At 54.1% G+C, this 20159-nt stretch carries 13 protein-coding genes and 3 tRNA genes; 5 read left to right on the forward strand and 11 right to left on the reverse strand.

Going from position 1 to position 20159, the window contains the following annotated elements; all coding sequences use genetic code 11:
• The first annotated feature begins 1 nt into the window (after nucleotide 1).
• Entirely contained in the window at nucleotides 2–1306 is a 1305-nt protein-coding gene (locus CPA50_RS09775) for a TRAP transporter large permease (RefSeq protein WP_096782187.1), read from the forward strand.
• A 172-nt stretch (nucleotides 1307–1478) separates the two neighbouring features.
• On the opposite strand, the gene CPA50_RS09780 is transcribed toward CPA50_RS09775, so the two are convergent.
• From CPA50_RS09780 to alaS, 9 genes are all read right to left on the reverse strand, one after another.
• Nucleotides 1479–4580: a molybdopterin dinucleotide binding domain-containing protein gene (locus tag CPA50_RS09780; protein ID WP_096782188.1), complete on the reverse strand. Its 3102-nt coding sequence runs from the start codon at nucleotides 4578–4580 to the stop codon at nucleotides 1479–1481.
• Nucleotides 4581–4602: 22 nt separating this feature from the next.
• Nucleotides 4603–5712, reverse strand: coding sequence for an NrfD/PsrC family molybdoenzyme membrane anchor subunit (gene nrfD, locus CPA50_RS09785; RefSeq protein WP_096782189.1), 1110 nt, complete (start codon nucleotides 5710–5712; stop codon nucleotides 4603–4605).
• Nucleotides 5693–6472 carry a sulfate reduction electron transfer complex DsrMKJOP subunit DsrO gene (dsrO, locus tag CPA50_RS09790; protein WP_096782190.1) on the reverse strand — a complete coding sequence of 260 codons (780 nt, stop codon included), beginning with the start codon at nucleotides 6470–6472 and terminating at the stop codon, nucleotides 5693–5695. The genes nrfD and dsrO overlap by 20 nt, the downstream gene beginning before the upstream one ends.
• Before the next feature lie 620 nt (nucleotides 6473–7092).
• Nucleotides 7093–7169, reverse strand: a tRNA-Arg gene (locus CPA50_RS09795).
• A 211-nt stretch (nucleotides 7170–7380) separates the two neighbouring features.
• Nucleotides 7381–7457, reverse strand: a tRNA-Arg gene (locus CPA50_RS09800).
• 62 nt (nucleotides 7458–7519) lie between these two features.
• Nucleotides 7520–7609: transfer RNA gene (locus tag CPA50_RS09805), tRNA-Ser, on the reverse strand.
• Between the two features lie 126 nt (nucleotides 7610–7735).
• The gene (gene csrA, locus CPA50_RS09810) at nucleotides 7736–7933 is read right to left on the reverse strand and encodes a carbon storage regulator CsrA (protein WP_096782191.1); all 198 of its coding nucleotides are present in this window, start codon (nucleotides 7931–7933) and stop codon (nucleotides 7736–7738) included.
• Nucleotides 7934–8112: 179 nt separating this feature from the next.
• A complete protein-coding gene (locus tag CPA50_RS09815; RefSeq protein ID WP_096782192.1) occupies nucleotides 8113–9351 on the reverse strand; it encodes an aspartate kinase in 1239 nt (412 codons plus the stop codon).
• Nucleotides 9352–9459: 108 nt separating this feature from the next.
• Nucleotides 9460–12090, reverse strand: coding sequence for an alanine--tRNA ligase (gene alaS / locus CPA50_RS09820; protein ID WP_096782193.1), 2631 nt, complete (start codon nucleotides 12088–12090; stop codon nucleotides 9460–9462).
• A gap of 141 nt (nucleotides 12091–12231) precedes the next feature.
• Between alaS and CPA50_RS09825 the strand changes: the two genes are divergently transcribed.
• Nucleotides 12232–12771: an RDD family protein gene (locus CPA50_RS09825; RefSeq protein ID WP_096782194.1), complete on the forward strand. Its 540-nt coding sequence runs from the start codon at nucleotides 12232–12234 to the stop codon at nucleotides 12769–12771.
• Nucleotides 12772–12788: 17 nt separating this feature from the next.
• On the opposite strand, the gene lptG is transcribed toward CPA50_RS09825, so the two are convergent.
• The gene (gene lptG / locus CPA50_RS09830) at nucleotides 12789–13850 is read right to left on the reverse strand and encodes an LPS export ABC transporter permease LptG (protein ID WP_096782195.1); all 1062 of its coding nucleotides are present in this window, start codon (nucleotides 13848–13850) and stop codon (nucleotides 12789–12791) included.
• Complete coding sequence (gene lptF, locus CPA50_RS09835) at nucleotides 13843–14949, reverse strand: LPS export ABC transporter permease LptF (protein ID WP_096782196.1); 1107 nt, start codon at nucleotides 14947–14949, stop codon at nucleotides 13843–13845. The genes lptG and lptF overlap by 8 nt, the downstream gene beginning before the upstream one ends.
• A gap of 249 nt (nucleotides 14950–15198) precedes the next feature.
• Between lptF and CPA50_RS09840 the strand changes: the two genes are divergently transcribed.
• The 3 genes from CPA50_RS09840 (at nucleotide 15199) to CPA50_RS09850 (ending at nucleotide 20159) form a co-directional block, all read left to right on the forward strand.
• Complete coding sequence (locus tag CPA50_RS09840; protein WP_096782197.1) at nucleotides 15199–16689, forward strand: leucyl aminopeptidase; 1491 nt, start codon at nucleotides 15199–15201, stop codon at nucleotides 16687–16689.
• On the forward strand, nucleotides 16679–17209 hold the full coding sequence (locus CPA50_RS09845; RefSeq protein WP_096782198.1) for a DNA polymerase III subunit chi: 531 nt from the start codon (nucleotides 16679–16681) through the stop codon (nucleotides 17207–17209). The genes CPA50_RS09840 and CPA50_RS09845 overlap by 11 nt, the downstream gene beginning before the upstream one ends.
• A gap of 97 nt (nucleotides 17210–17306) precedes the next feature.
• The gene (locus tag CPA50_RS09850; RefSeq protein WP_096782199.1) at nucleotides 17307–20159 is read left to right on the forward strand and encodes a valine--tRNA ligase; all 2853 of its coding nucleotides are present in this window, start codon (nucleotides 17307–17309) and stop codon (nucleotides 20157–20159) included.

Raw genomic sequence — 20159 nt, forward strand, 5'->3', positions numbered from 1 at the left:
CATGGAAATGATCTGGATGAGCTTACTGCTGCTGGGAGTTCTTCTGTTGCTTCTTGCCAGCGGCTTGTGGGTTGCTTTTTCGTTAACCACCATTGGATGCCTTGCACTGTATTTTTTCAGCAGCATTCCTGTAGGCGACAGTCTTTCCACCGCATTTTACAGCGCCAGTGTGTCCTGGGATCTCGCAGCACTTCCGATGTTTATCTGGATGGGCGAAATACTGTTCCGCTCGCGTCTGTCAGAAGAAATGTTCCGGGGCATATCTCCCTGGGTCGGTAAAATACCCGGTCGGCTACTGCATACCAACATCATAGGCTGTGGCATTTTCGCGGCTATCTCAGGTTCTTCGGCCGCAACCGCAGCCACTATAGGCAAAATGTCGATACCGGAACTGAGTAACCGCGGTTACAACAGGAATCAGATTCTCGGGACACTGGCTGGATCTGCAACCCTGGGCCTGCTGATTCCTCCATCCATCATTCTGATTGTTTACGGAGTGGCAACAGAACAGTCCATCGCCCGCCTGTTTGTTGCGGGCATCCTGCCCGGGCTCATGCTCATGTCCCTGTTTGCGGGCTACGTCATGATCTGGTCACTGATGAACCCGTCCGGAGTCCCGGCAGGCGAGGCAGAGACTTTCTCATTCAGGGAAAAAGTACGTCGTAGCCGCCCCCTTATTCCAGTGATGCTACTCATTGTCGGTGTTATTGGTTCCATCTATGCTGGTCTCGCGTCCCCTACTGAATCAGCCGCTATCGGGGTGGCGCTTGCACTCCTGCTGTCCTGGAAAAGTGGCTCGATGAGCCGGCACACATTCGTTAGCGGGCTGATGGGCACAGTAAAAACTTCTTCAATGATTGCCTTCATTCTGATAGGCGCCCACTTCCTGACGAGTGCGATGGGCTTTACAGGTATTCCCCGGGAGCTTGCTGCCTGGATCAATACCCTTGGCCTGACGCCCTATATGCTGTTAATGGCGCTGACCTTGTTTTTTATTCTGCTGGGCTGTTTTCTGGATGGTATTTCCGTTGTCGTGCTGACCACATCGGTGATTCTGCCGATGGTCGAAGCTGCAGGCATTGATCCCCTCTGGTTTGGTATTTACCTGGTGATCGTTGTGGAAATGAGCCAGATTACTCCGCCAGTGGGCTTCAATCTCTTCGTCATCCAGGGGCTCACCGGGGAAAACATTCTACGAATTGCCTGGGCAGCACTGCCCTACTTCCTGCTGATCCTGAGCGGCGTGATTCTGATCACCCTCTTCCCCGAGATTGTGACCTATCTGCCTGGAAAGATGGGTAACTAGCTAAATCTGAAGCGGATAAACCACAGAAACACAGCTGATAAAGAGCACCTGCCCATCATGGAAAAAACAACGACTCCTCGCTGAATCCAGACCAAGGCAGCACACATCGAAAAGGCGGCACGATCAGCTGCTTCACTCTGAGCCCTCGTGCCCGGAACAGTGAGACGTATCTCTACAGGATATCGTCCACAACACGCACGCGAACCGGTAAGCCCTGCCGGACAGAGGCGCCACTGACATTTTCCAGCCAGGTGGCTGTACCGTCTTTGCGAGTGGGGTCAGAGAAGCCCAGATCGTTAATGTTTACACCAGCCGCCAGGAATGAATTGCCTGCACGCTCCTCACCATCAATGATGTGGCTTGCAGCTCCCAGCTCCCGATGGCCGTAACCGTGCTCAATACCTATAGCACCCTCGTGTACATTATCCCCTACCAAGGCCAGAGCCAGCACTTTACCCCCCGGGCTTTCAATGCTGATAGTGTCGCCATGACGCACGCCGAATTTCTCAGCATCGTTACGATGCATAAGCACCGGGTTGTATGGTTTGATCATACGCAAACGCTCAAGTCCGATCGCGTAAGAGTTCATAAGGTTAGATTTGAACGAGAACGCCAGTAACGGCCATTCCTGCTCGGAAAAATGATCCCTCAACAAGGATCCATCCCAGAATCGCGGTTTATGGTGGGTAGGCGTACCAACGAGCCGCCTGCCGCTATAGCTGTCGATGCTGGTGCCGACCTGCTCGTTATAGACACATAATGGGCGCGCCCAGGCATGACCTGTTCTGTCACCATCGTAGGCTTTCTCCATGATTTCAAAGCGCCCCCCACGGGAGTATAGATGCGCAACAGGGCCCGCTTCATCTTCGGCTACCGTACTCTTGATACGAGACATCAGCGGTTCTACCCCGCTTGCCCTGATATCTTCATTCGTAGCCGCAGGCAGAGGCTTACCCACCATGGCAATATTCGCAGCAGCACGCAGATAGAAATCTTCAGCACGCTTCAGCGGATGCATCTGACCATCTGCACCTTCGATCGCATTGTCACCAAAGCCCGGAAGATCAAGGCGCTGAGCCAGCTCAATAAAGAAACTATCCATGCTCACAGGTTCTCCGGCTGCAGTTTTCGCCTGGCGAGGCTCAACAACGGGCCAGCAAGCCGTGGTCATTTTGGTCAGCGTGCCACTCCATGCACCCGTGAAGCCCCAGACTTCATACATGACCGAGTCCGGTACAATGTAGTCCGCAAAACGGTTGGTTTCGTTAATAAAGCCATCAACTGCCACATACAGACCGATGTTTTTCGGATCCTTGAGCTTTTCTTCAAGCAGGGATGCCAGGCCCGTCTGGCCATACATCGGGTTTGCCATAACTCCGATCATGGCTTTTATTCTGTAGGGATAGCCTTCAAGGCCAGAGAGCAAGTGCTCAGTGAGAATCGGAGGCGCAAGTGAACGCCAGGGCGCGGGAGCCGGATATGGAGATTCACCCGCTGCTACACGGCGCTTGTACTCGCTGGTTTTCTCATAAGGGAAGCGCGAGCGTGAAAGGAATACCCCTTTAGGCCCGACTTTCCCGGGGAAATCGGCAAGATTATAACGGGGGCCGGTACCCACACCATTGAAGCTACCACCGCCTTTGGCCACGCCACCTTTCTGGTTAAAACTTCCGGCCAACAGGTTGATCATATTGATGCTGTACGAGGCATAAAAACCAGCGCCAGACATCATACCTCCATGGGTATCCGCAGCGGCATTGCGTCCGAAACTGGCAAAACGTCGAGCCAGGTTACGAATAACATCCGCTTCTATACCACAGAAGTCAGCATACTCTTCAACGCTGTACTGCATTGCCTCCTGGCGCAGCTTGAACAGCGAACTGCGAACCCTTACCGGGCCATTGCCGGTGTTCAGGGTACGATCAACAAATAGCTGAGCAGTGTCGGCTGTTTCCGAGCTTTCCGGTTCGCCAGCCCTGTTGACCACAACCGGATAATCGTTTTCACCACCTGCTTCAGCGAGCCCTATGTCACTCAGACGCAGGAAGTAACCGGCACGGGGGTGGCTGTCATCCTCAATAACCAGATGGGTAGCATTGGTGTGACCGGACTCCCCTGCTCGCCGGGCCGCCATATTGCCAGGCAAAGCCAGATAGTCTTTGGCGTAAGCATCATTCACCAGCATCCACCGGATCAACGCCATTGCAAGAGCTGTGTCTGTGCCTGGCAGAATGGAGATCCACCGGTTCCGGTCACTGGCTGAGTGGGAAGCTGCAGCCGTCAGTGCCGGGTCCACCACAACATATTCCAGCTCACCGGTAGTTCGTGCCTGGGCCAGCATACGCCCCTGCCGTTTAAACGGGTTGCCAGCCTGGCTCGGCGCCGTGCCGATAAACAGTGCAAACTTTACATTCGCATAATCGGGCTTTACATGAGCGTTGCTTGCCAGATCGTTCATTAACGCGCCTGAGCCCATGCGAAAAGCCAGGCCGCAATATGAGCCGTGATGTCCGTAATTACGTGTACCAAATGCATTGAAAGCAAAGCGTTTGAGCAACGCAGAGCGGCCGTAATCTGTTGCTTCCATCATCAGAAGCTGGTTTGCCTTTGGACCATATTCCGGGTTTTCCGGATCCAACGGTGTTTCTACATCACGAATAGAGCGAAGGCCTTCAACCTCGCCCTCACCAAACAGATCGCCACCGGCAACTATTTCATCAACAAGCTGCTCAAAGGGGATACTCTTCCACTGATTGCTGCCACGGGGGCCTGTGCGCTTCAGGCAGTTAAGCACTCGCTGATCACTGGTTAACTGAGCCATGGCGGCATTACCGCGGGCACAGGCGGTAGACCGGTTCAGCTGGCCCTGATCCTGAAAACGGCTCATACGCCGAAATGCTTCCAGCACCGGGGTGTTCTCATCCAGATGTTCATCGGAAGACAAGGGGTGATAGGGGTTACCGGAAACCCGAAGTACCTTTTCTTCGTTGTTATCAATACGCACCCGTACACCGCATTTGGTAGTGCAGCCATAGCACACGGTAAATGCGATGCGCTGGTCCGGATTGAGTATTACCTCTCCGGTTTCGGGATTGACCGAATATTCCGGCGCCAGACTATTACCATGCAGACGGTCGGCCGTAGGCTTGCCGGAGGTCCCGTTTACCAGGCCTTTGCCCATCTTTTTCAGCGGGTCGTAATAGCCCGCGGCGAAGGTTGCGGCACCGCCGGCAGCGGCTGCACCCTTCAGGAAATTACGACGATTCTTGTCCATAATCTCGCTCCGAAGACGTGAATCAGTGAATTCTTGCCTGGAGACCCTTCTTCCAGGGCACCAGAATGTCGATAATCAGCAATGCAGCCAGCCATAGCCCGAAAGTGCCGATAATACCCAGCAGTCCGCTGGACCCGGCTTCGATGGCATAGTGGTAGTAACCGGCGGTATTTTTAGCCACTGTCTGCACTTCCATCAGCACCATCCAGCGGAAGGTCCAGCCAATATGCACAGCCAGCAGACCAGCAATCCAGGAACGGCCCAGCCAGTCCGAACGCCGTAACATAACGGCAGCAGAGAGCGTAAGCGCTATGCCTACCAGTAACCCGTATATCGCAACGGCACGCCATTCCGGATTTTTCTGAAGAGACAGGAACGCCTGTTCCACCGACGGGCTAAAGCCGGTAATTCCTTCTGATATCCACAGCGCCGCAACCAATGCAGACAGAAGCATGCTGATGAAGATTACCTTCAGGCCCTGTTCGTTAACCTCCTCATCATTACCCGTCATCAAACGGTTGATGAGAATAACCAGACCTGAAGCCGCAACCAGACCTGTCAGTACAAACATGACAGGCAACCAATGGGTATCCCATAGCGGCCGCGCTTTTACGATGGCAACTTCAGCACCGGTATAAATCATGATGCCCAGGGAAAAAATCAGGGCACCAAGACCTGAAAGCACCAACATCCAACGTGGCGCAGGCTTTTGTCCCAGACTTATCCAACCAGACAACCTGGCAATCCAGTTCGAACCCAGTGCCTGCTCCTGCATGGCCGGACGCCATGCAAGCCAGGCGTATGCTACAACCAGCAAGAGATACATCGGCAACAACAAGCTGCCGATGGACATCCAGGACCAGGGCGTCAGGTTGGCATAGAAATGCCAGAACCTTAGCGGCTGGTGCAGATCTGCCAACAAGGCAACCGGGCCGACCAGTGTGCAGCTAACGGTTACCAGCAACGCCACTTTCGCCAGGGGCAAATAGTCCTTTTTACCGAGCAGCAGGCCCGGAACGGTCAGCAACAACGCCGAATAAGAAACAGCAATCATAAAGAAATACTGTACGGCCCATGGATACCAGGCAATGCCATAGCGAGGTGCGAGAACCTCAATGACCGCTGAATTCATAGCCAATCTCCTCACCCTGTTGATCGCGCACATCCCATATTGCGGGCTTTGCATCCGGCCGGGATACAAACCGCTCATCCATGCCGAGATAGAAAACATGTGGAGATGTTTCCATTTCGGGTTTAAGAACCATCAATTCGTTGTAGTGCTCTTTCACCATGCGACTGATCTGGCTGTCCGGGTCGCGCAGATCACCGATAATACGGGCGCCACCTACACAGGATTCCACGCAAGCCGGCAGCAACCCGACATCAAGACGGTGAGCACAGAAAGTACATTTATCGGCGGTCTGAGTGTGTTCGTTGATAAACCGTGCGTCGTAAGGACAGGCTTGCACGCAGTAAGCACAACCAACACATACCTCGTTATCCACGACGACAATACCGTCCTGGCGCTGAAATGTTGCCTGCACCGGGCAGACCGGCACACAGGGCGGGTTTTCGCAGTGGTTGCATAACCGTGGCAGCATGAAGGTTGCCGAGCCGCCCGTTTCTTCGTGCTCAACTTCGTACTGGGAAACAATAGTGCGGAAGCTGCCCAAAGGGGCCTGGTTTTCAATATGGCAGGACACGGTACAGGCCTGACAGCCAATACAGGCCCTGAGGTCAATCAGCATCGCGTAACGTTTCGCTGGGTCCCCTTCCCGACGCGGAGGTTGCTCGTTAATACCCGCAGAGGCGATGCTGCTTAACGGAACCAGAGCAGCTCCAGCAGTCAGTCTGGCGATCTGCCCGAGAAGTGTTCGGCGGATTTTATCCATGGTTAGCACATCCGATAAGGCTGGAGGTTAGTTAATGCGACAACTAACAAAATCCTATCAGGAGGCACTCAAGGAAACTTGATGGCAATCAATTCAGGAAGACTGGGCGATAAGGGTATTCCCTCACTCAGCCATACAGAGGTTAAATCGCTGCTCCGAGTTCAGATTATCCGGATATGGAATGCAAAACGCCCCGACATGTGAAGTTCACAAATCGAGGCGTTCTGGTCTTGATATGGCGCGGCTGGGAGGATTATTCGGGCCTCTGGCCCTCACCCCTTCGGGGTCGCCGTCGCTGCGCTCCCGCGTTCCTCAACCTGCGCTGCAGGTTTCGGTCGAACCTCTTACGGTTCAAATTCTCCCAGCTGTAGAATGCAAAATGCCTCAGGCTGTGAGGATACACAAGCTGAGGCATCTTGACTTGAATATGGCGCGGCTGGGAGGATTATTCGGGCCTCTGGCCCTCACCCCTTCGGGGTCGCCGTCGCTGCGCTCCCGCGTTCCTCAACCTGCGCTGCAGGTTTCGGTCGAACCTCTTACGGTTCAAATTCTCCCAGCTGTAGAATGCAAAATGCCTCAGGCTGTGAGGATACACAAGCTGAGGCATCTTGACTTGAATATGGCGCGGCTGGGAGGATTCGAACCTCCGACCGCTCGGTTCGTAGCCGAGTACTCTATCCAGCTGAGCTACAGCCGCCAATAGTTTTTTGATCAATCCGAATTGGTGTTAACCAATGGAAGGATTAACAGGGCATTCAACCCTAACCCCCTTCGGGGCCGCCATCGCTTTGCTCTGGCGTTCCTCAGCACACTGCGTGTGCTTAGGTTGAACCTCTTTCGGCTCAAATCCTGTCTGACTTACGGGGTAGACCCTGATACCGGGCTCACGCATCATCAGTTTATAAAAGTGGCGCGGCTGGGAGGATTCGAACCTCCGACCGCTCGGTTCGTAGCCGAGTACTCTATCCAGCTGAGCTACAGCCGCGCATTGATCACTTCCAATGGTTGAAAGCTACTTCAACCTGTTCCGCCTTCCCAAAAAGAAAATGGCGGAGAGGGAGGGATTCGAACCCTCGGTACGCTTTCGCGTACGGTTCCTTAGCAGGGAACTGGTTTCAGCCACTCACCCACCTCTCCTTCAGAACGGGGCGTATACTACCATATTTTTTCTGTTTTCATAGGGTTGACAGAGTTTTTTTAGCATTCGTTTGCCCAGAAAACAAAAAAACCGCCCAAGCTATACCTGAACGGTCTATTTTTTACTCAACTATTACCTGGTTCCGGCTCATCCACACCTTTTTCAGTCTGGATACGCTGGTAAATTTCCTCCCGGTGCACTGCCACTTCTTTAGGTGCATTCACACCAATACGAACCTGATTGCCTTTCACTCCGAGTACGGTAACAGTAACGTCATCACCAACCATCAGAGTCTCGCCAACACGGCGTGTTAAAATCAACATATCCCTTCTCCCTATCCAGAACTACCTGTTCCGACAAGTAAATTTATAGTTGGTTCTACGTTTATAGTGAGATCAATGCCTGATCAGAACCAGCACATTCCCTTATACTGTCACTCGCGAGCTTGGAGCCAGAAATAAATTCTTTTAAATCAGGCCCGAAAACCTGATTACAGCCCACATCAAAGGGTTTCTTCCACCCCAGGTTTGTCGAGTTCGAATGCACTGTGAAGGGCACGAACCGCAAGCTCAAGATATTTCTCGTCAATCACCACCGAAATCTTGATTTCTGAAGTGGCGATCATCTGAATATTAATGCCCTCAACAGAGAGCGCCTCAAACATTTTGGTAGCCACTCCCGCATGAGAGCGCATTCCAACGCCGACAATGCTGACCTTAGCAATCTTGATATCACCACTGACTTCACGCGCACCCAACTCATCCGAAACGCGCTGAAGCACTTCTGTTGCGCGCTTGAAATCGTTGCGATGAACCGTAAACGTGAATGCAGTCCGGTTATCCTCACCAACGTTCTGGACGATCATATCCACGTCAATGTTGGCATCGCTTATCGGCTTCAGAATGCGCAGTGCACTTCCCGGGGTGTCGGGCACCCCCGAAATCGTAACTTTGGCTTCATCGCGGTTAAAAGCGATGCCGGAGACGACCGGTTGTTCCATAGCGGTATTTTCCTCAAATGTAATCAGAGTCCCCTCACCTTCTTCGAAACTGGAGAGCACCCTTAGCGGAACATTGTATTTACCCGCAAATTCTACGGCACGAATCTGGAGCACTTTGGAGCCCAGGCTCGCCATTTCCATCATTTCTTCAAATGTTATCCGCTCCAGACGACGGGCACTGTCCACTACCCTGGGGTCAGTGGTGTATACGCCATCTACATCGGTATAGATCTGGCATTCGTCGGCCTTCAGGGCAGCCGCCAGGGCAACAGCCGTGGTGTCTGAGCCACCCCGGCCAAGAGTAGTAATATTGCCGTTTTCATCAACACCCTGAAATCCGGCTACAACTACCACGCGCCCGGCATCAAGATCCTCGCGCATACGCTGCTCGTCAATCTGCCTTATACGGGCCTTGGTGTGCATGCTGTCGGTCAGTATACGAACCTGAGACCCGGTATAGGACCGGGCGTCACAACCATGTTTCTGCAATGCCATGGAGAGAAGGGCAATGGTTACCTGTTCCCCTGTAGAAACCAGAACATCCATCTCCCGGGGGGTGGGGTCTTCCGTTATATTGTTGGCCAGCGAAATCAGCCGGTTGGTTTCGCCACTCATGGCAGAAACCACCACAACAACATCGTGGCCCTCTTTGCGAAAGCCGCACACTTTCTCAGCCACAGCTTCTATGCGCTCGGTTGTACCCACCGAGGTGCCACCAAACTTCTGAACCAACAGAGCCATTGTCTTTCCAATATCCGAATCAGAGACCTGAGACAGAACCAAGCGCCCTGCCCGTCAAAAATAAGCGGCAAGGATTATAAACCCCGACCGCTTCAGAAAAACAGTTGCTTAAGAGATATTTTTTTCAACCCACTCCGGCACTCCGGCTAATGCCTCCGCCAGCTTTGAGGGATCGTTGCCGCCGCCCTGAGCCATATCGGGCCGGCCGCCACCTTTGCCGTCAACCAAACCAGCAAGATGCTTCATCAGATCACCAGCCTTGATTCGGCCTGTTGCCGATTTGGTTACACCTGCAACCAGAGTTACTTTTCCATCATCCACGCTGGCGAGAACGACCACACCTTCGCCCAATTTGTTCTTGAGCTGGTCAGCCGTATCCATAAGCGTTTTCCGGTCTGCTCCTTCGAGCTCGGAAGCTACTACCTTGAGCCCAGCCACTTCAACTGAAGAGTCCGCGAGGTCACTCCCTGCCGAACTGGCAAGTTTGGCCTTCAGTGCGTCAACATCCTTCTCGAGTTGCCGGTTCCGGTCAACAGTCTGCTGCACCTTGTCGACAACGGTTTCCCGGCTGCCTTTTACCAGGCGCGCCGCTTCCCGCAGGGTACGCTCTGTCTCATCCACCCACTCCAGCGCGCCAAAGCCAGTGACCGCTTCAATACGACGAACGCCGGAAGAGATCCCGCTTTCTGACGTTATGCGGAACAGACCAATATCACCTGTGCGATCTACGTGAGTACCACCACACAACTCCACAGAGTAGCTGTCAGTACCCATACTCAATACCCGGACAACATCACCGTACTTTTCACCAAACAAAGCCATTGCGCCTTTTTCCTGCGCCTGCTCCATATCAGTAATGTCAGTCTGAACCGCGGTGTTGCTGAGAATCTGCTCATTGACCTGACGTTCGATTTCTTTCAGCTGCTCAGGCGTTACGGCCTCAAAGTGTGAAAAGTCGAAACGCAGCTTGTCCGGGTCAACCAGTGAGCCCTTTTGCCCGACATGCTCGCCCAGTACGTTGCGCAGTGCTGCGTGCAGCAGGTGCGTAGCAGAGTGATTCCGGCGAGTCCGGTCACGGCGGACGTGATCGATACGCGCATCCACTTCCAGGCCCGGGAACATTTCACCCTCAATAAGGGTGCCTACATGCAGGTGGTTATCACCGTCCTTGCGTGTATCGGTTACCTTGAAACGCCCACCACTCCAGGTCAGCAGCCCGGTATCACCTACCTGGCCACCGGATTCAGCGTAAAAGGGTGTACGCTCCAGCACTACAACGGCTTCGTCTCCGGCTTCGGCGGTTTTCTGCTCACCGTTGACGATCACCGCGCGGATGCGCTCGTGGCCATCAACCCTGTCATAACCGGTGAACTCAGTCTTTCCGTCGATACCCAGCCCAGCGGCATTATAGTCAATACCGAATTTGCTTGCTGCCCTTGCACGTTCACGCTGACTTTCCATGGCCTTTTCATAGCCATCGTAATCCAGAGTCAAACCGCGTTCGCGAGCTATATCGTTCGTCAGATCAACCGGAAAACCATAGGTATCGTATAATGTGAAAATGGTTTCGCCCGGAATAACGTCTCCTTTCAGATCCGCAATATCCTGTTCAAGCAGACGCAAGCCCTTATCCAGAGTCTTTACAAACTGCTCCTCTTCCTGCAGCAGCACTCTTTCTATCTGCTTCTGGCTACTGACCAGCTGCGGAAATGCCTCGCCCATCAGTGCAACCAGCGCCCCCGTCAGCTTGTAGAAAAACGGCCCGGTAGCTCCAAGCTTGTTACCGTGACGAGCCGCACGACGGATGATGCGCCGCAGCACGAAACCACGGCCTTCATTTGATGGCATGACGCCGTCAGAAATCAGGAACGCACAGGAACGAATGTGGTCAGCAACCACACGCAGGCTGGCTTCAGTGGTTGCAGCGCCACCGAGTATAGCGGAAGCAGCTTTGAGCAGATCGTCGAAGAGATCGATTTCGTAGTTGCTGTGTACACCCTGAAGAACAGCCGTAACCCGCTCCAGCCCCATACCCGTATCAACGGAAGGTTTGGGCAGGTTTAGCATTTCGCCATCGGCAGTACGGTTGTACTGCATGAAAACCACGTTCCAGATTTCAATGTAGCGGTCGCCGTCCTCTTCCGGGCTTCCAGGAGGGCCTCCGGCTACATCCGGACCATGGTCAAAAAATATTTCTGTACAGGGACCGCAGGGGCCGGTATCGCCCATCTGCCAGAAATTGTCTGAAGCATAAGGAGCACCACCATTGTCTCCGATGCGGACAATACGGTCTGCTGGCACACCTATTTCTTTGTTCCAGATATCGTAGGCTTCATCGTCGTCGGCGTAGACCGTCACCCACAGCTTCTCAGTTGGCAGGTTCAGCCACTGTTCGCCAGTCAGGAATGTCCAGGCATAATTAATAGCTTCGCGCTTGAAATAATCACCGAAGCTGAAGTTACCCAGCATTTCAAAAAATGTGTGGTGACGGGCGGTGTAGCCTACGTTTTCCAGATCGTTGTGCTTACCGCCGGCACGGACGCATTTCTGGGAACTGGTTGCGCGACTGTAATCGCGTTCTTCACGGCCAAGGAACACGTCCTTGAACTGGTTCATTCCCGCATTCGTAAACAGCAGTGTCGGATCGTCCGCTGGCACCAGCGAGCTGCTTGAAACAATCGTGTGACCTTGCTGTTTGAAATAATCAAGAAATGCCTGTCGCAACTCTGCGGTTTTCATAGCCCTTTGATACCTTTCCAGAAACCCTGCCTTGAAACGGCCGGATCCGCGATTGAATACGAATACTTACATGCGTGTGCAAATCCGCTACTCTAGCACACGCTGAGTACAGGAAAAACGTGAAACATCACAGGAGACCCCATGCCCCGTCGCTTCCACGCCGCTGAAGAACTACTTCCCCCGGCGACGTTTCTCAAACGATTGCTTGCCGTCGTTTACGATGGCCTTATCAGTATTGCCGTGCTTCTGGTTACAACATGGATTTACACCATGATTACCGGCTGGATTACGGGCTGGGACCGCCTCGAACAGAAAGCAGAAGCTGGCCAGTTATCCGGCGATCCGGGCCTGACGTTTGTGCTGTTTCTGGTGATGTACCTTTTCTTTGCCTACTTCTGGACACGAATCGGACAGACACTTGGCATGCAGGTATGGCGCATACGCATAGAAAACCTGGACGGGTCCTCAGTAAACTGGAGCCAGGCCTTGCGCCGTTATGTGACAGCTGCGGCGGTATTTTTCCTGGCCCTGCTGGCAGGCTACTACCTCGGTGTGGCAACACTTTTCCTGACCATTCCGGCAATGATCGCACTGTTTTACCCGATAAACGGACTTTCAGTAACAGACAGACTGTCGGACAGCGTTGTCGTAGCCCTGCAGAAGAAACCTGGAGCAGAGTGAGCCAGGACGCAGAGTTTCTACCCTGCCCGGCGCATCAGCACTGCCCCGAAGACTGCACTGATAGCAATGGGCACGAGAACTGCCAGAACCGGGTTGAATCCGTAAACCACACTCATGGGGCCCAATAAATCCTGCATATATTTGAAAACCAACCCCACAAGCAGGCCGGTAAATACACGAAACCCCATAGTGACCGAACGCAGTGGCCCGAATATAAAGGAAATCGCCACCAGCACCATTACCCCTGTGCCCAACGGCATCAGGGCTTTCTTCCAGAACGCCAGCCAGTATGGGGAGGCATTCAGCTCCTGATCACCAAGATAGCTTGCATAAGTATACAAGCCTGTCATTGAAAGATTTTCCGGTTTAACGATCAGCACACTCAGCACGCTCGGCGAAAGGCCAGTATCCCAGCGCAGAGACCTGTGATCTTCCCGGCTCGTTGAGTCGCCCTCAAGGCGCGTAGTGGTTGAGTTTTCCAGTAACCAGTGATCGCCCTGATAGATGGCCCGCTCGGCAAAACTGGCGGCCATCAACTGCCGCTGATCGTTAAAGCGGAACAAAGAAACTCCATGCAGCACCCCATTCGGCTGTACCGCATTAAGGTGCATGAAAATATTCCCCTCCCGGTGCCATACCCCGTGGGCCGCAGCGACATTCTGGCCAGCGCCGAGGGCAACCGCTTTATAACTCTGGGCAGTCCGCTCCGCCGGCGGAGCCAGGTATTCACCAATAATCACACCAGTCAGCACAATCACCAGCGCAGGCTTCATGGCAGACCAGACAACCCGTTTGATAGAAACTCCTGCCGCACGTATTACAGTGAGTTCTGACGAACTGGCCATTGCACCCAGGCCTACCAGGCAGCCCATAAAAGCCCCCAATGGCAGATAGTCATAGACCCGGCGTGGCAGAGTGAGGAACACATACCAGAGCGCATCCATAATCTGATAGCTGTTCCGGGTGTCGTCCAGCTCCCCAACAAAGGCGAAAATCAGGTCCAGAGACAGCACCACAAGCATTACCAGTAACATGGCTCCGCCAACATTGCGCATCACATAGTGATCAATTTTACGCATGGGCAGCGCCCCCTTCCCGCTTCAGCTTTCTTTTGTGAAGCCATGCAGGTCCAAACTGAAGCCAGAGGCCAAGAGTTAGGAAAATAGCGTGCACCCACAGCATGCCCAGCCACTCCGGCACCTTGCCATCAGACATGGCATCGCGGGCAACAATAAGCAGACCAAGATAAGCAACATAAACAAGCATGGCCGGCAACAGATGGAAAAACCGTCCTTGCCTTGGATTAACCCTGCTAAGCCTTACTGCCAGCAAGGTCACAATGGGAACAATCAATGGTAACGAAAAACGCCAGTGCAACAGAGCCCGGTCTCTCGGGTCATCTGAACGCATCAGCTGGCCAGTCGTAACTCCTTCATCAAGCTCTACGTCACCGCTGCCGCCACTGAGGATCTTCAGGCCATAGGCTTCAAAACCGGTAATCTGGTAATCGAGTTTTCCAGGTATACCATCGAAGCGAGCACCGTTTTCCAGAATGAGGAAGCGACTACCGGTTTCCTCATCGATCAACTGGGATCCGGAATCGGCGGTAATAACGCTCACACCGGTTCCATCACTACCGTACTCAGCGATAAACACGCCTTCAAGACGACGTTTATCATCACTGAGGGCTTCGGTGTAGGTTACTCGCCCACCTGACGACAACTTTTGAAAGCGCCCCGGCGCCAGCAGATCAAACTCCGTCGCCTTCGCCTGTTCGGCAAAAATTTTCTCCACCTGTCCCATGCCCCAGGGAGAAACCACCAGGCTCATACTCCCGACCACAAGCATGACAACCAGGCTGCCCATAAGCGTTTTTGCCAGCAACTGTCGATCACTCACGCCACAGGCATGGAGTACGGTCATCTCACTTTCCAGGTACATCCGGCCATAGGCCAGCAGTATCCCGATGAACAACCCCAGCGGCAGAATCAGCTCCAGAAACCCCGGGAAGCGGTAAGCCATGATTTCAAACAGTACGCCAGGGGCGATCTTGCCTTCAGCAGCTCCGGCAAGATATTTAATAAAGCGCCCGCTCATGAACACAAGCAGCAGAATGCCCGAAACGGCAATCATGCTGACCATAACCTGACGTATGAGATAGCGGAAAATAATGCTCAAAACGGTTTCTCTGCCCGCATAGACCGGAACATGGAGGAATAGGAAAACTGCGCGTATTCTATGTAACCTTGGGACTGAATGACAGTGCAGAGACGTTAAGGCCACGACAGATTATGCATCGGTAAAGCGAAGTAACCCTGGCCTGCAGCTTGATAATTCACTGGTCAGCCCCAATGCTTGCATGAACTGAAAGAACTCATTCCTGCCGCTGACGACTGCGGCTTCCCCGGACACGTAACAGGAGTTTCCATGAACTTCAGCCTTAACAGCAAAGCCATTGCGAATACCAAAGCCGACTGCCTGGTCGTCGCCCTGCCGGAAAAAGGCGATTGGCCAGCCTCCACTACCGAGGCAGACGGTGCGCTGGGAGGGCTGATAAGCAAACTCCAGAAAGCCGGCGACATCAGTGGCAAGAATGCACAGGCAACCCTGATTCCATTAAGCGATCAGACCTGGAGCAGACTTTTGATTGTCGGCACAGGCAAAGATGCCGACCGGAATCCCGCAAACTTCCGTAAGGCACTGATTGCAATGGCAGGCCTGCTTAAGGACGGCCCCTCAAAAAGCGTTCTGATCACTCTTTCGGACACAGCCGTTACTGGAGACGAAGACACAAGCTCAGAACTGGCAAAGCTAAGCCTCATTGGGCGCACCCTGGAAGACCAGCTCTACACCTTCAGCGAGTACAAGAGCGAGAAACCTTCTGCGCGTAAACTAAGCAAAATCCTTGTGTCTGCTTCGGCCACCGGGAAAGCCGAGAAAACAGCGTTCAACCTGGGTCTGGCGACTGGCCGTGGAATGAACCTTACCCGCGACCTGGGTAACACGCCCCCCAATGTCTGCCATCCGGTCTGGCTTGCCGAACAGGCCAGCAAAATGGCAGCCGACCACGATTGCATCAAGACTGAAATCCTCAATGAAAAGCAGATGCAAAAACTGGGCATGAACTCCCTTCTGGCTGTTGGCAAGGGCAGCACTCAGCCCCCGCGCCTGATCGTAATGGAGTACCGCGGAGGTAACGCGAAAGACAAGCCTCATGTTCTGGTTGGCAAAGGAATCACTTTCGACAGTGGCGGCATCAGCCTTAAGCCAGGCGCCGGCATGGATGAAATGAAATACGACATGGGAGGCTCTGCAGCCGTGTTCGGTGCCATGCAGGTACTCGCAGAGATACAACCGAAAATCAACGTAGTTGCCGTTATAGCTGCAGCTGAGAACATGCCAGACGGCAACGCTACGCGCCCGGGCGACATAGTGACCACAATGTCAGGCCAGACGGTAGAAATCCTCAATACAGACGCTGAAGGACGCCTGGTACTGTGCGACGCCCTCACCTATGTGAAGAAATTCGACCCTGCAGCGGTAATTGATCTGGCCACCCTTACCGGTGCCTGCATTGTCGCCCTTGGCCACGAAGCTACCGGCCTGCTGGCCAATAACGACGAACTTGCCAACGAGTTGCTGGCTGCCGGCGATCGCGCCAGTGACAAAGCCTGGCGCCTGCCTCTCTGGGATGAGTACCAGAACCTGCTGGACAGCAACTTTGCAGACATGGCCAACATAGGTGGGCGCTCGGCTGGCACCATTACCGCAGCCTGCTTCCTTTCGCGTTTCACCAAGGAATATCGCTGGGCGCACCTGGACATCGCCGGCACCGCCTGGCATTCCGGCAAAGCCAAAGGCTCCTCCGGCCGGCCGGTCCCTCTGCTGGTAAATTACCTGATGTCCCATGCCGGATAATAATCCTGCGCCACAAACCGGCAGCAACGCTGCCGGTGCCTCCGGGCAAGAGGCGGAACCGGGCTCCAGACAAGAAGACAAAAACCAGCGTTACTGGTTCCACATCCTCTTGCAGGACACCCCGGTTGCCCGCAATCTGCATACGGTCAAGCTGGCAAATAAAGCCTGGCAGCAGGGCGATAGAGTGTGCATTGTATGCGACACTGCGGAACAGGCGGGGGAGCTCGACGAACTGCTCTGGAACTTCAGCCCGGAGGCGTTTATCCCCCACAGCATTGTGGCCGAATCCGCCACAATCTGCAGCGACCCCGTGGGCATCCTGTTATGCCCGCCGAGGGCTGAGGACTGGGATACCGTGATCATCCTCTCCGACACTCTTCCGGCAAATGCAGACAGCTTCAAACGCCTCGCCCTGGTCGCCCACAATGACCCCGAAGTTCTCAACCAGGCCCGGTCACACTTCAGGCAACTCAGAACACTGGGTATCCAGCCCCGGGTTCACGACCAAAGAAAGCGCTAGCCCTTCATTCGGGTTCGCCGCAATCCGGCCGACCATGTATAATCGAGCGTTTCAATTTCCTCCTGTGAATCAACCAAACGGTCACCAGTAAAAACCCATGGAAAAAACCTACCAGCCAGAAAATATCGAGCGCCAGTGGTACGAGAACTGGGAATCCAAAGGGTACTTCCGCCCCAGCGGTGAAGGCCAGTCCTACAGCATCGCCATACCACCACCCAATGTGACCGGCAGCCTGCACATGGGGCATGCCTTCCAGCACACCATCATGGACACCCTCACCCGCTACAAACGTATGCAGGGCCACAATACTCTGTGGCAAGTAGGGAGTGACCACGCAGGTATCGCCACCCAGATGGTGGTTGAACGTAAACTGGCTGCGGAAGAAGGCAAAACCCGCCACGATCTGGGCCGCGACGATTTCATAAAACGTATCTGGGAATGGAAAGAAGAGTCTGGCGGCACCATCACCAGCCAGATGCGCCGGCTAGGCAACTCCGTAGACTGGGATACCGAACGCTTCACAATGGATGATGGCTTTTATAAAGCCGTGCAGGAAGTGTTTATACGGCTGTACGAAGACGGTCTGGTTTACCGTGGCAAACGCCTGGTGAACTGGGATCCCAAGCTGCACACCGCCATTTCCGACCTGGAAGTGGAAAACAAAGAAGAAAAGGGCTTTTTCTGGCACCTGCGCTATCCGCTGGCAGACGGCGCCACGACACAGGATGGCAAAAACTACCTGGTCGTTGCCACCACCCGCCCGGAAACCATGCTGGGAGACACCGCCGTAGCGGTTCACCCGGACGACGAACGGTACCAACACCTGATTGGCAAGTTCGTAATGCTGCCGCTGGTGAACCGCCGCATTCCGGTTATTGCCGACCACCACGCTGACCCCGAAAAAGGTTCCGGCTGCGTAAAAATCACCCCGGCTCACGATTTTAACGATTATGCCGTGGGCAAACGTAACAACCTGCCGATGATGAACGTGCTGACTCAGGATGCCGACATCCGTGAGCTCGCCGAAGTATTCAACAGCGACGGCAGTGAAAACACTGAACTGGACGCGTCCCTCCCGACAGCCTATGCCGGCCTGACCCGGGAAGACGCACGCAAGCAGATTGTGGCTGATATGGAAGCCGCTGGTCTGTTGCAACAGGTGGAAGACCACGTACTGAGCGTCCCCCGCGGTGACCGTTCCGGCCTGATCATTGAACCGATGCTGACCGACCAGTGGTTTGCTGATGCGAAAACACTGGCCAAACCGGCTATCGAAGCCGTTGAAGACGGCCGCATCCAGTTTGTACCCAAGCAATACGAGAACATGTACTTCTCCTGGATGCGTGACATTCAGGACTGGTGTATTTCCCGTCAACTGTGGTGGGGCCACCGCATACCGGCCTGGTATGATGCCGACGGCAATATCTATGTAGGCCGCAATGAAGAAGAGGTGCGCCAGAAGCACAATCTGCCTGCAGAAGTGTCACTGAAACAGGATGACGACGTACTGGACACCTGGTTCAGCTCTGCACTCTGGACGTTCGGCACGCTCGGCTGGCCCGAAATCACAGAGCGCCTGAAAACCTTCCATCCAACGGATGTTCTGGTTACCGGTTTCGACATCATTTTCTTCTGGGTTGCCCGGATGATCATGATGACCATGCACTTCATGAAAAATGAAGACGGTACGCCCCAGGTTCCTTTCAAGACGGTTTACGTCACCGGCCTGATTCGCGATGAGCACGGCGACAAGATGTCCAAGTCCAAGGGCAACGTAATTGACCCCTTGGACATGATTGACGGCATCGAGCTTGCCCCGCTGCTGGAAAAGCGCACTGGTAACCTCATGCAGCCCAAGCTGGCCAGGAAAATAGCCAAACAGACCGAGAAAGAATTCCCCGAGGGCATCTCTGCCCACGGCACAGACGCCCTCCGCTTCACCCTGGCAGCCATGGCCACTACCGGTCGTGACATCAACTGGGATATGAAGCGTCTCGAAGGCTACCGCAACTTCTGCAACAAGTTGTGGAACGCTGCCCGCTATGTACTGATGAACACCGAAGGCGAAGACTGCGGAGTAAATGGCGAACCAGTAGAACTGTCACTGGCTGACCGCTGGATCATCAGCGCTCTGCAGCAATGCGAGCAGGATGTAACCCGCCACCTGGACCAATACCGCTTCGATCTGGCCTCGCAGGCACTTTATGAGTTCATCTGGAACGAATACTGCGACTGGTATCTGGAGCTTTCCAAGCCTTCCCTGAGCAACGACAACGCCAGCGCTGAAGCCAAACGTGGTACTCGCCGTACCCTGGTTCGCGTGCTGGAAGCCGTTTTGCGCCTGGCACATCCGATCATGCCGTTTATCACAGAAGAAATCTGGCAGCGCATTGCACCTCTCGCCGGTAAATCCGGTGACAGCATCATGCTGCAGCCATATCCACAAGCGGATACCGGCAAGCACGATTCATCGGCAGTCGAGGATATTGAGTGGCTGAAGGGTGTAATCGTGGCCGTGCGCAATATTCGCGGCGAGATGAACATTTCGCCAGCGAAGAAGATTCCGGTTCTGTTCCGTGGCAACAGTGCAGAAGGTCAGCGACGGATGAATGAAAACCGTCAGTTCCTGAGCTCTCTGGCCAAACTGGAAAGCCTTGAGTGGCTTGAAGGTGGTGATGCACCCATGAGCGCCACTCAACTGGTTGGCGATATGGAAGTTCTGGTTCCTATGGCCGGGCTGATCGATAAAGATGCGGAACTGAAGCGCCTGGACAAGGAGCTTGAGCGCCTGCAAAAGGAAATCGGACGCCTGGAAGGCAAGCTGAACAATGAGAAGTTTACTGCCAAAGCACCGGCTGAGGTCGTCGCGAAGGAGCAGGAGAAGCTTGCAGAGGCTCAGGGCAACCTGAATCGGCTGAAGCTGCAGCGCGCAGATATTGAGGCCATGTAG

This window comes from Marinobacter sp. ANT_B65, from assembly GCF_002407605.1.
In the GTDB taxonomy this organism is placed as follows: Bacteria; Pseudomonadota; Gammaproteobacteria; order Pseudomonadales; family Oleiphilaceae; genus Marinobacter.